This is a genomic window from Methyloligella sp. GL2, assembly GCF_013341275.1.
GTDB lineage: Bacteria > Pseudomonadota > Alphaproteobacteria > Rhizobiales > Methyloligellaceae > Methyloligella.
This window is the reverse complement of sequence record NZ_CP054476.1, coordinates 2,889,003-2,901,383: the sequence shown is the minus strand read 5'-3', so window position 1 is coordinate 2,901,383 and position 12,381 is coordinate 2,889,003. Positions and strand designations below refer to the sequence as shown.

Annotated in this window: 9 protein-coding genes; 6 read left to right on the top strand and 3 right to left on the bottom strand. The window is 64.5% G+C overall.

The window, feature by feature from the left end; genetic code table 11:
* The first annotated feature begins 20 nt into the window (after nt 1-20).
* The 4 genes from HT051_RS13510 to hisG all read left to right on the top strand — a co-directional run bounded on the left by HT051_RS13510 (nt 21) and on the right by hisG (nt 5,446).
* A complete protein-coding gene (locus HT051_RS13510) occupies nt 21-1,964 on the top strand; it encodes a PAS domain-containing sensor histidine kinase (protein ID WP_174542521.1) in 1,944 nt (647 codons plus the stop codon).
* A gap of 99 nt (nt 1,965-2,063) precedes the next feature.
* A complete protein-coding gene (hisS, locus tag HT051_RS13505; protein WP_174542520.1) occupies nt 2,064-3,557 on the top strand; it encodes a histidine--tRNA ligase in 1,494 nt (497 codons plus the stop codon).
* A 6-nt stretch (nt 3,558-3,563) separates the two neighbouring features.
* Nucleotides 3,564-4,739 (top strand): ATP phosphoribosyltransferase regulatory subunit, encoded by a 1,176-nt coding sequence (locus tag HT051_RS13500; RefSeq protein ID WP_174542519.1) that lies wholly within the window; start codon nt 3,564-3,566, stop codon nt 4,737-4,739.
* On the top strand, nt 4,739-5,446 hold the full coding sequence (gene hisG / locus HT051_RS13495; protein WP_174542518.1) for an ATP phosphoribosyltransferase: 708 nt from the start codon (nt 4,739-4,741) through the stop codon (nt 5,444-5,446). Before HT051_RS13500 ends, hisG begins: the two co-directional genes overlap by 1 nt.
* 296 nt (nt 5,447-5,742) lie before the next feature.
* On the opposite strand, the gene HT051_RS13490 is transcribed toward hisG, so the two are convergent.
* The 3 genes from HT051_RS13490 to HT051_RS13480 form a co-directional block, all read right to left on the bottom strand.
* On the bottom strand, nt 5,743-7,515 hold the full coding sequence (locus tag HT051_RS13490; protein ID WP_174542517.1) for an ABC transporter ATP-binding protein/permease: 1,773 nt from the start codon (nt 7,513-7,515) through the stop codon (nt 5,743-5,745).
* 256 nt (nt 7,516-7,771) lie between these two features.
* Nucleotides 7,772-9,424 carry a chaperonin GroEL gene (groL, locus tag HT051_RS13485; RefSeq protein WP_174542516.1) on the bottom strand — a complete coding sequence of 551 codons (1,653 nt, stop codon included), beginning with the start codon at nt 9,422-9,424 and terminating at the stop codon, nt 7,772-7,774.
* A 109-nt stretch (nt 9,425-9,533) separates the two neighbouring features.
* Nucleotides 9,534-9,821: a co-chaperone GroES gene (locus HT051_RS13480; RefSeq protein WP_174542515.1), complete on the bottom strand. Its 288-nt coding sequence runs from the start codon at nt 9,819-9,821 to the stop codon at nt 9,534-9,536.
* Nucleotides 9,822-10,069: 248 nt separating this feature from the next.
* On the opposite strand from HT051_RS13480, the gene HT051_RS13475 reads away from it, so the two are divergent.
* A complete protein-coding gene (locus tag HT051_RS13475) occupies nt 10,070-11,323 on the top strand; it encodes a hypothetical protein (RefSeq protein WP_174542514.1) in 1,254 nt (417 codons plus the stop codon).
* Nucleotides 11,324-11,453: 130 nt separating this feature from the next.
* Complete coding sequence (locus HT051_RS13470) at nt 11,454-12,380, top strand: TIGR01459 family HAD-type hydrolase (protein ID WP_174542513.1); 927 nt, start codon at nt 11,454-11,456, stop codon at nt 12,378-12,380.
* Nucleotide 12,381: the final 1 nt, after the last annotated feature.

Here is a 12,381-nt window from a genome sequence, read left to right as displayed (position 1 = left end):
AGGATAGTCGGCACTTGTTGATGACGAATCACGGCAACGGTTCCATCAAGGAGAAGTTGAACACCGAGATGCTGCTCGATGCGGTGGTCGATTACGCCATCTATATGCTCGATCGCGACGGCTATATCTCCAGCTGGAATGCCGGCGCCGAGCGCATCAAGGGCTATACCGCCGAGCAGGCGCTGGGCCAGCATTTCTCCCGCTTCTTCACCCCGGAAGATCAGACCAACGGCAAGCCCAAAATGGCGCTGGCCATCGCCAGCCGCACCGGGCGCCACGAGGAGGAGGGCTGGCGCATTCGCCGCGACGGCTCCCGCTTCTATGCCCAGACCGTGCTCGACGCGATCCGCGACGAGAAGGGCGAGGTCATCGGCTTCGTCAAGATCACCCGCGATATGTCCGAGCGCCACGCGGCCGAGCAGGCGCTCCTGGCGAGCGAACGGCGCTTCCGCTTCCTGGTCGACGCGGTCAGCGACTACGCCATCTTCATGCTCGATATGAAGGGCAATATCAGCAATTGGAACAAGGGCGCCGAGCGCATCAAGGGCTATAAGACCCACGAGGTGCTGGGCCGCCATGTCTCCATGTTCTACACCGCCGAGGAGCAGGAGGAGGACAAGCCGCAGCAGGCCCTCGCCGCCGCGTTGCGCGAGGGGCATTACGAGGCGCAAGGCCTGCGGGTCCGCAAAGACGGCAGCACCTTCTGGGCCAATGTGGTGATCCAGCCGGTGCAGGACGACGAGGGCCGCATCGTCGGCTTCGCCAAGGTCACCCGCGACATCACCCAGCAGCACGAGGCGGAGCAGGCCATGGAGCTCGCCCGCGAGGAGCTGCATCAGGCCCAGAAGATGGAGGCGCTCGGCCATCTGACCGGCGGCGTCGCCCACGACTTCAACAATTTCCTCACCGCCATCGTCGCCAATCTGGAGCTGATCCGCGCCAAGACTGGCGCCGCGCCCCAGCTGGCCGGCCCCATCGAAGCGGCGCTGCAGGCGGCCGAGGATGGCGCTGCCGTGGTCCGCCAGATGGCGATTTTTGCGCGCAAGCAGCCGCTGAAGATCATCCCCACCGATATCAACGAGACAGTAACCGAGATCGCCAGCCTGATCCGCCGCTCCGGCCATGAGAACATCAAGCTCGACTATAGGCTCGCCGACGATCTCCGCCCTGCCGCGACCGATCCCGGCCAGCTTCAGACCGGCATCTTGAACCTGGCGCTCAATGCCTGCGATGCGATGCCTTATGGCGGGCTGCTGACCATCGCCACCGAGAATTGCGATATCGGCGAGCATGAGCGGCTGGCCCCCGGCAAATATGTCTGCATCTCGGTGACCGATACCGGCGAGGGCATGTGCGCCGACGTGCTGTGCCACGCTTTTGATCCCTTCTTCACCACCAAGGAGCTTGGCAAGGGCACCGGACTCGGCCTCAGCATGGTCTATGGCGCGATGCAGCAGCTCGGCGGCGATGCGGCGATCGACAGCGAACCGGGTGTAGGCACCACGGTGAGGCTGATCCTGCCCGCTGCCGATCGAGGCGACATGCCGAAATCGAAGCCGGTGCAGTCCCCCGAAAAGCAGGCGCCGGTGCCCGAAGAACCGCTGCATCTGCTCTATGTGGAGGACGATTTCCTGGTCGGCATCGCCACCGTGGAGATTCTGGAGAATGCCGGCATGCGCGTGCATAACGCCGCCGGTGCCGAAGAGGCGCTCTCCATCCTGGAAGATCACCCGGAGATCGACCTGCTGCTCACCGATATCGGCCTTCCCGGCATGAGCGGCCATGAGCTGGTCGCCGAGGCGCGCCGCCGCCATCCGGAGCTGAAAGTGCTGTTTCTCACCGGCTACGACCGCACCGGGCCCATCGTCGGCACCGAGGCCGACGACAACACCCAATACATGGGAAAGCCCTACGAGCCCTCGATGCTGCTCTCCACCATTCACGGCCTGACCGCCAGCCCCTAGAGGCGCGAAACCGCGAAGAGCCGAGGGCGCCGCTTGCTGGTGCTCGGCCAATGGTCTAGAACCCGGCGGCAGAGGCTTCCTACGAAACGCCGATTCCCAATGAGTAAGAACGACAAGCCGGCCCGCCCCGAGGCCCGTCTGCCCAAGGGGCTGCAAGACGCGAGCGCATCCGAAATCCGCCAGACCACGGCGATGCTGGAGGTGATCCGGCGCGTATACGAGGCCTACGGGTTCGAGCCGCTGGAGACGCCGAGCATCGAATATACCGATGCGCTGGGCAAATTCCTGCCCGATCAGGACCGGCCCAATGAGGGCGTGTTCTCCTTCCAGGACGACGACGAGCAGTGGCTGTCGCTGCGCTACGACCTCACCGCGCCGCTCGCCCGCTACGTTGCCGCCAACGCGCAGACCCTGCCCAAGCCCTTCCGCCGCTATCAGACCGGCCCCGTTTTCCGCAACGAGAAGCCCGGTCCCGGCCGCTTCCGCCAATTCACCCAGTTCGACGCCGATACCGTCGGCACGCCTACCGCCGCCGCCGATGCGGAGCTTTGCATGCTCGCTGCCGACGTCATGGAGGCCCTGGGCATCCAGCGCGGCGACTACGTGATCAAGGTCTCCAACCGCAAGCTGCTCGACGGCGTCATGGAGAAGGCGGGCGTCGCCAGCCTTGCCGAGAACCCGGCACAGCGCCTGACCGTCATGCGCGCCGTCGACAAGCTCGACCGGCTCGGCGTCGAGGGGGTCACCGATCTTCTCGGCAAGGGCCGCAAGGACGAGAGCGGCGATTTCACCGAAGGTGCCAAGCTCGCCCCCGGCGAGATCGAGACCATCCTCGCCTTCGTGCAATCGGGCGAAGGAACGCGCGAGGAGATCCTTGCAGGCCTCCAAAAGCTGCTCGAAGGCCAGGAGACCGGCGCCGAAGGCGCAGCCGAGCTCGCAGAGATGACCGCGATCTGGGAGGCCGCCGGCTATGGCGGCGACCGCATCATGGTCGATCCCTCCATCGTCCGCGGCCTGGAATATTACACCGGCCCGGTGTTCGAGGCGGAGCTGACCTTCGAGGTCACCGACGACGACGGCCGCCCCGTCCGCTTCGGCTCGGTCGGCGCCGGCGGGCGCTATGACGGGCTGGTGCAGCGCTTTACCGGCCAGGAAGTCCCGGCAACCGGCTTCTCCATGGGCGTTTCGCGCCTCCGCCATGCCCTCGATCTGCTAGGCAAATCCAAGGATTCGGAGGTGCTCGGCCCCGTCGTGGTGCTGGTGCTGGATAAGGAGCGACGCGCCGATTATTTCGCCCTGACCAAGGCCCTGCGCGATGCCGGCATCCGCGCCGAGATGTATCTCGGCGGCTCCGGCATGAAGGCGCAGATGAAATATGCCGATAAGCGCGGCGCGCCTTGCGTCGTCATCCAGGGCGGCGACGAGCTGGCCCAGGGCATGGTCACCATCAAGGATCTGATCGAGGGCGCGCGCCTGGCCGAGGGAATCGAGGACAACGCCGAATGGCGCGAAAGCCGCCCGGCCCAGTTCTCCGTCGGCGAGGGCGATATGGTCGCCGCGGTCAAGGACGTCTTGGCGCGTTACGAGAGCTGATCCTTTATGGCTGCAGAATCCGTCAGCAATTTCGAGGCCCTCGAGATCCAGGCCGCCAAGCTCTTGGACACGTTCAAGACCGCCGGCTACGAGCCCGTGGCGCCCTCCATCCTCCAGCCGGCCGGGGTGTTCCTGGATCGCATCGGCGAGGCCTTGCGTGGCCGCTCCTATGTCTTCACCGATTTGTCCGGCGAGGAGCTGTGCCTGCGCCCCGATCTCACCGTGCCGGTTTCGCTGCTTTACCTGTCGCGGCACCCGGAAGCCGACAAGGAAGCGCGCTATTGCTATAACGGCCCGGCCTTCCGCTATCAGCCGGGCGGCGCCAGTCAGACCCATCCGCGCGAGTTCCGCCAGGCAGGCATCGAATCCTTCGGCATTGCCGACCGCGAGGCGGCCGATATCGAGATGGTGCTGCTGGCCTCCGCCGCCATCCGCCAGACCGGCCTCGACGACATTCAATTGCGCTTCGGCGATATCGCCATGTTCTTCGCGCTGCTCGATGCGCTGGAGATCCCGGATCGCTGGCGCCGCAAGCTGCGCCACTATTTCTGGCGCCCGGAAATCTTCCACCGCATGCTCCGCCGCCTCAGCCGCGGCGAGCGCCCGGAGGCGGAAAGCAATATCGCCGATTTCGCTCGCGCCCTGGATCTGGACGATTTCGACACCGCGCAAGCCCAGGTCGATGCGTATCTGAAGGAGCGCGAGCTGCCGCTGATCGGCAATCGCACGCTGGCGGAGATCACCAGCCAGCTGCTCGATTTCGCCGCCGATCTGGTCGCCGATCCGCTGCCGAAAGAGATCGCCACGGTGATCGAATATTATCTCGCGGTTTCAGGCACGCCGGAGGAATCCATCGGCCGTATCGCCATGATCGCCCGCGGCGCCGGCCTCGATCTCGACGAGGCGCTGCAACGCATGGTGCGCCGTTTCGAGCGGCTGGAAGAGGAGGGCATCGATCTCGCCCGTGCCCGCTTCGCCGCCGATTTCGGCCGTAACCTGGAATATTACACCGGCCTCGTCTTCCAGATCGAAATCCCGACCCTGGGCGAGGGCAGCCCGCTCGCCGGCGGCGGCCGCTACGACGGGCTTCTGAAACATCTGGGCGCGCCACAGGACGTGCCGGCTATCGGCTGCGCCATTCACACCGAGCGGCTGCTCGCCGTTGTGCAAGGATTGCGCTGATGGCGAAGACAAAGCTCAGCATCGCCATCCCCTCCAAGGGGCGCCTGATGGAGGCCACCGCCACGCTGTTCGAGCGTGCCGATCTCGGCCTGCGCAAGGTCGGCCATGAGCGCGGCTATCGAGGTGCGCTGGATGCCTATGACGATGTCGAGGTGGTGTTCCTCTCCGCCTCGGAGATCGTGCACCACCTGAAAGCGGGACAGGTGCATCTCGGCGTCACCGGCGAGGATCTGGTGCGCGAGACCATCTACGACGTCGAGCGCGAGGTGGAGCTGGTGGTGCCGCTCGCCTTCGGCCGTGCCGACGTGATCGTGGCGGTTCCGGCCTGCTGGATCGACGTCACCGGCGTCGGCGATCTGGAAGACGTGGCCGCGCAATTTGCGCAAGTGCATGGCCGCCGCTTACGGGTCGCCACCAAATATCTGAATCTGACCCGGCGCTTCTTCGCGCAGAAGGGCGTTTCCGGCTATCGCATCGTGGAGAGCGCCGGCGCCACCGAAGGCACGCCGGCTGCCGGCACGGCCGAGCTGATCGTCGATATCACCACCACGGGAACGACGCTCCGCGCCAATCATCTCAAAGTGCTGGATGACGGGCTGATCCTGTCGTCTCAGGCCCAGCTGGTTGCCGCGCACAATGCCGAGTGGAGCCCTGAGGTGAAAGCTCGCAGCGATGAGATTATCGCCCGTATCAAGGACGCGCTTTAGCGGCGCGCTCCCTTGGGCGCCCCACACGCTACTCCGTCGCTCCGGCTTAAGCCGGAATCCAACCGATCGTTCGGAGACTGAAGCTGGATACTGGCTGCTGCCGGTATGATGCCGTGCTTTGGGCTGGGGCCGGTGCCGAGCGCCGCATGGTTCGAGACGCGCGCCCAAAGGCGCGCCCTCACCATGAGGGGTTTTAGAGATCGCGCCGTGACCTCAACCCTCATCCTGAGGAGGCGCGTAAGCACCGTCTCGAAGGATGCAGGCCCCGGAATCGCAACGGGGGATCGCGCCGACGGCTACTTGGCCGGCTCCGGCGCGGTGCCCATCCCGGCAGGACCGTCGACCGGGCGCAGATGATGATCGCCGTTATCGTCCTGCGCCAGGTGATAGAACCGGTCGTGGAACACCGTAAGCCCGGCGCGGTGGCCGATCGAGACGATCGCCGTATCGGGCAGCCGCTCCAGGAGCAGCTGGTAGAGCTGCGTCTCCGATTCCTCGTCGAGGGAGCTGGTCGCTTCGTCCAACAGCAGCCAGTGCGGTTTCTGCAGCAGCGCGCGCGCAATGGAGAGTCGCTGCTGTTCGCCGCCGGAAAGAAGATCCGCCCAATAGGCCGTCTCGCCCAGCTCGCCCTTGAGCTTGCCGAGGCCGACCGCCTCGAGCGCCTCCTCCACCTCCTCCAGCGGATAGGCATCCTCGGCCGCCGGATAGGTGACGGCGCGCCGCAAGGTGCCGAGCGGCATATAGGCCCGCTGCGGCAGCACCAGCACCTCGCTTTCGCTCGGCAGCTCCACATCGCCCTGGCCGAACGGCCAGACGCCGCCAAGCGCCCTGAACAGGCTGGTCTTGCCCGAGCCCGAGCGCCCTGTGACCAGAACCTTCTCGCCCGGCTTCACGTCGAAATCGGAGACGCGCACGATATCCCGGCCGGTGGGCAGCGCCACCACCACATCCTGAGCCCGCAAGGAGTCGTGCGCGGCGGCGGCCTGCTTGAGGCTCATCTCGTCGCCGGTATCGAGGGATTGCGCCCATTCCAAAGACCGCTCGAAGCCGCTCAACCGGTCGAGGATCGCCTTCCAGTTGGCGATGTTGTCATAGGCATCGACGAAGAAGGAGAGCGACTCCTGCACCTTGCCGAAGGCCTGGGAGATCTGGATCAGCCCGCCAAGCGTCATGGAGCCGGCGAAATACAGCGGGCTCACCACGACGAAGGGGAAGATGGTCGCCGCCTGGTTGTAGCCGGCGGTGAAGAAGGTGAGCTTCTTGGTCCGGCTCATGATGGCGCGCCAATTCTTGATCACATGGCCGAAACGCTCTTTCAGCCCCTGGCGCTCGACATCCTCGCCCGAGAGCAGCGTCACCCCTTCGGCGTTCTCGCGCAGGCGCACCAGGTTGAAGCGGAAATCGGCCTCATAGCGCTCCTGATCGAAATTCAGGCGGATCAGCGGGCGGCCGATCAGATGCGTCAGCCAAGTGCCGAGAATGGCATAGAACAGCGCCGCCCAGACCAAATATCCGGGAATCTGCAAGGACCAGGAACCGAGAACCAGCGGCTGGCCCGCCGACAGGCCCCAGAGAATGAAGATGAACGAGATCAGCGTGACGACGGAGCTGAGCAGCCCCAGCCCGATCCCCATGGTGGTGATCACGAAGGAGCGCAAATCCTCGGCGATGCGCTGATCGGGGTTGTCGATCTGATCGCCCCGCAGCCGCATCCGGTAATGGGTCCCCGCGGCCAGCCAGCGCGACATGTAGCTGTCGGTCAGCCAGGCGCGCCAGCGGATCTGCAGCCATTGCCGCAAATAAAGCTCATAAACCGCCGAGACGATAAAGGCGGTGGCCAGCGCGGTGAAGATGCCGAGCTGATAGATGAAGCTGTCCCAGTCCTTCTGCTCCAGCGCGTTGTAGAAATTCCGGTACCAGGTGTTGAACTGGACGCTCAGCCAGACCTGAAACAGCTGGATCGCGACCACCACGCCCAATAGGCCGCGACCGGCCCATTTGTCCTCCCCGTTGAAGTAGGGAAGGGCAATGCGCATGAAATCCCGCATTGTGGTCATGAAAGCCGACATAGGACTCCTGACGTGACACCCTTGGATTTGAGGAGGGGGCCCGGAACGCCGCTAGAGACGGCAGAAAAGGCCGCTCTGGCGGCGCTACGCGGCGCCGGTGAAGCGATGCGCATTTTTCGGGGAGCGGCGCGCCGAAAGCAAGAGTCGGAAAATTACCATTGCGTAAGGCGCGGCAGCTCCAGCCTTGGTTGCCAAGAAAAAAGGGGCGGCCCGAAGACCGCCCCTTCAATCGCGTAAATGAGCCGAAAAGCGGCGGCTACATCATGTCCATGCCGCCCATGCCGCCCATTCCACCCATGCCGCCAGGCATGGCCGGCGCGGCGGCTTCGTCCTTCGGCGCCTCGGCGACGCCCGCCTCGGTGGTGATCAGCAAACCGGCGACCGAAGCCGCATCGGTCAGCGCCGTCAGAACCACCTTGGCCGGGTCGATGATGCCGCGCTCGACGAGATCGCCATACTCGTCGTTCTGGGCGTCATAGCCGTACGAGTCCTTGTTGTTGTCGAGCACCTTACCGACCACGATGGAGCCCTCGACGCCGGCATTCTCGGCAATCTGACGGGCAGGCGCCTGCAGCGCGCGGCGGACGATATTGATGCCCGCCTCCTGGTCGTCATTGTCGCCCGTGATGGTCAGGATCTTGGAGGCCCGCAACAGGGCGGTGCCGCCACCGGCGACGATGCCCGATTCCACGGCCGCGCGGGTCGCGTTCAACGCATCGTCGACGCGGTCCTTGCGCTCCTTCACCTCGACCTCGGTGGCACCGCCGACGCGGATCACCGCAACACCGCCGGCCAGCTTGGCCAGACGCTCCTGCAGCTTCTCCTTGTCGTACTCCGAAGAGGTCTCCTCGATCTGCGCACGGATCTGGCCGACGCGCTCGTCGATATCCTTCTTGTCGCCGGCACCGTCGACGACCGTGGTGTCGTCCTTGGTGATGTTGACGCGCTTGGCGGTGCCCAGCATGTCGATGGTGACGTTCTCAAGCTTGATGCCGAGATCCTCGGAGACCACCTGGCCGCCGGTCAGGATGGCGATATCCTGCAGCATGGCCTTGCGGCGATCGCCGAAGCCCGGCGCCTTGACGGCCGCGACCTTGAGGCCGCCGCGCAGCTTGTTGACCACCAGCGTGGCCAGAGCCTCGCCTTCGACGTCCTCGGCGATGATCAGAAGCGGACGGCCCGACTGCACCACAGACTCCAGCAGCGGCAGCATGGCCTGAAGCCCGGACAGCTTCTTTTCGTAGATCAGGATGTAAGGGTTCTCCAGATCCGCCACCATCTTCTCGGCATTGGTGATGAAGTAGGGGGAGATGTAGCCGCGATCGAACTGCATACCCTCGACGACCTCGAGCTCGCTCTCCAGGCTCTTGGCTTCCTCGACGGTGATCACGCCTTCATTGCCGACCTTCTGCATCGCCTCGGAGATCATGTCGCCGATGGCCTTCTCGCCATTGGCCGAAATGGTGCCGACCTGGGCGATCTCTTCGGAGCCGGAGACCTTCTTGGAATGCTTGCGGATATCGGCGACGACCTCGGTCACGGCCTTGTCGATGCCGCGCTTCAGATCCATCGGGTTCATGCCGGCGGCGACGGCCTTGAGGCCTTCGCGCACGATCGACTGGGCCAGCACGGTCGCCGTGGTGGTGCCGTCACCGGCGGTCTCGTTGGTCTTCGAGGCCACCTCGCGCACCATCTGGGCGCCCATATTCTCGAACTTATCCTCAAGCTCGATATCCTTGGCGACGGTGACGCCGTCCTTGGTCGAGCGCGGCGCGCCGAAGGATTTCTCCAAGATCACGTTGCGGCCCTTGGGGCCGAGCGTCACCTTCACCGCATTGGAAAGGATGTCGACGCCGCGCAGCATACGCTCGCGCGCTTCGGCACCGAATTTTACGTCTTTGGCTGCCATTGGAGTTTACTCCATCTCGAAAACTGAAACTGTTCCCGGAAGACGCCTCTCGAACAGCGGGTCGCCGGTGCTGCCGGTCCTCCGGGGACGAAAAAAAACGCGCTCAGGCTTAGCCGAGCACGCCCATGATGTCGGACTCCTTCATGATCAGGAGTTCCTGGTCGTCGATCTTGACCTCGGTACCGGACCACTTGCCGAACAGCACCTTGTCGCCAACCTTGACGTCCAGCGGCTGAACCTTGCCGTCCTCGCCCCGGGCGCCCGGGCCTGCCGCGACGACTTCACCGGTCTGGGGTTTCTCCGCGGCGGAATCGGGAATGATGATACCGCCCTTGGTCTTGGTCTCCTCTTCGAGCCGCTTGACCACGACACGATCATGGAGGGGACGAAATTCCATGAGCTTCTCTCCTAACTAGATAACGAGGGTCTCTGCTGGAAAAATGGCTAACTGGCACTTAACGTCTGAGAGTGCCAAAAGCTGCGCCACGGATATCGTTTGCGAGCCTTGGATGTCAAGGCGGGGCGCCGATTCGGAGCCGTTCGGGCGGAGCCTGCTTGGCCTTCGGCGCTGTCGCTGCTAACAAAGTGACATATACATTTGCGGGGTGACGATCCGGCAACGGATGCTGAGGGGAGGCGCGGCTCTTGCTCGATGCGATTGTAATCATTGCGATGACCATCGTCGCCGCGGCCTTGGCGGCTGCGCTGATGGTGCATGGCGGAATTGGCCTGCTGCCTGCGCTGATTGCCGGTGCGGCTTTGCTGGCGATCATGATTTCCACTCATCTTCTGATGACTCGCTTTTCCCGCGGTGGCGGCGAGAACGCGCGGATGGACGATTTCGAGGAAGTGCTCGAGATCATCGACAACGATCTGCAGCGTATCGACAAGATGGAAACCGACGTCGCCCGTCTCGGTTCCTTGAGCGATAAGGTCGAGCGGCTCGACCAGACCTTGAGCGATTACGAGGCCTCCAAGCTGGCGCGGCTTTCGGAGGATGTGGAGGCGCTGCAGGGCCGGCTCGAGGGCTTGCGCTCCGAGCTGGAGGTGGAGACCCGCAGCCAGCGCGAGCAGCTGAATGACGAGCTGCGCCAGCTCGAAGGGCTGATGAAGCAGCTTTCCGTGGATCTGGCGGGATCGGAGGCCATCGCCCGTGCCGCCACCGGAACGCACGAAGTTGTAGAGGCGGACGCCGATACGGGCGAGATGCCCGACGAGCACGCGCTCGGACTGGTCGATTCCGGCGAGGTCGAGGATGCCGGCGTGGAAGAGCCCGGCGAAGAAGAAATCCCGGAAACCGATATTGACACCCAAGTCGCCATGGGCGCGGTGATCGCCGCGATCGAGGAAGGTGTCGAGGCGCTCGAGACCGGACCGGCCGAAGAGGCGGAAGCCGCTCCGAGCGAAGAGCCGGAAATGCCGCCTGTCGAGGAGACGGTGCCGGAAACCGCCGAAAGCCTCGAGCCGGAGCCGCTGGAGACCGAGGTTCCGGAGGAACCTGCGGAAGAACCGCCCGCCGAAGAATTTCTGGAAGAGTTTCCCGAGGAAGAATTCCCCGCCGAAGAAGCCGAGGAAGAGCCCGAGCCGCTCAGCCTGACGGTCGCAGCGCTGGAGGAACAGGAAGCCGTGCTCGACCTGCCGGCGGAAGACGAGGCGCCGCTGCCTGCCGAGCCAGAGCCCGAGCTGGAAGCCGAAGAGGGCGAGATCGACGAAATCGAATTGCTCGAGCTCGACACCGAGATCCCGCACCCGCAAAGCGACTCCGGGACCGGCGAAGCCGAACCGCAGCTTCCTGCCGCGGAAGAGCCGGAAGGTGAAGAGCCGAGAGAAGGCGCCGACACCGAATCGCCCGGCGAGGAGGGTGAGGAATCGCCGGCCGAACCGAAACCCGGCGTCTGACCTTGCGGCAACCCTGACACGGCTTTCTGCAACTTTAGGTCGAGTCTCTAGCTAAAAAGTAACCCAATTGCGCTAGGCCCTTCGCTGCGGGCTTGACCTTCGCATCCCGCGTCGCCATAGCCGAGGCACCATGACCAGCAGCGCAATACCCGAGGAGGCGGCGACCTCCGCCATTCCGATCATCTCGTCGATTGCCGAGATCGGCGATCGCTATCCGGTTTGGATTGTCGATATCTGGGGTGTTCTGCATGACGGGGTGAAAGCCTTCCCCGCTGCGGTGGACGCTCTCTGCGCCTTCAAGGCCAAGGGCGGTAAGGTGCTGCTGCTCTCCAACTCGCCCCGTCCGAGCCCCGCCGTCCGGGCCCAGCTGCACAGCCTCGGCGTGCTCGATCAGGCCTACGACGCCACCGTCACCTCCGGCGATCTGACCCGGCGGGAGCTGGAGAAGCGTGCCGGCGCCAAGGTGTTCCATATCGGCCCGGAGCGCGACCGCACCATTTTCGCAGGTCTCGATCTACATCTGACGAAGGCTGAGGAGGCTGAGCTGGTCGTCTGCTCAGGCCTGTTCGACGACACCACCGAGACGCCGGAGACCTATCACGATCTCTTGGCCGATCTGGCCGAGCGCGGCCTCACCATGCTTTGCGCCAATCCCGATCACATGGTCGAGCGGGGCGGCGAGCTGGTCTACTGCGCCGGCGCTCTTGCCGATGTCTATGAGGATCTGGAAGGCCAGGTGATCTACGCCGGCAAGCCTTACCCGCCGGTCTACGAGCTGGCTTTCGAGCAGCTTGCCGAGATTGCCGGGCGCAAGGTCGAGCGGTCCGAGGTGCTGGCGATCGGCGATGGCATCAACACCGATATGGCCGGCGCGGCCGCGGCGGGGATCGATTCGGTGTTCATCGCCGGCGGGCTGCATGCCAGCGATCTCATCACCCCGGCCTCCCATAACGAAATGGCCGAGGCCGGCGAGGACCCGCCTCTCAACGGCGACACTCTGTCGGATTTCTTCGGCCCCAACCCGCTGCCGGTCGCGGCCATGCTGAAGCTGACGTAAA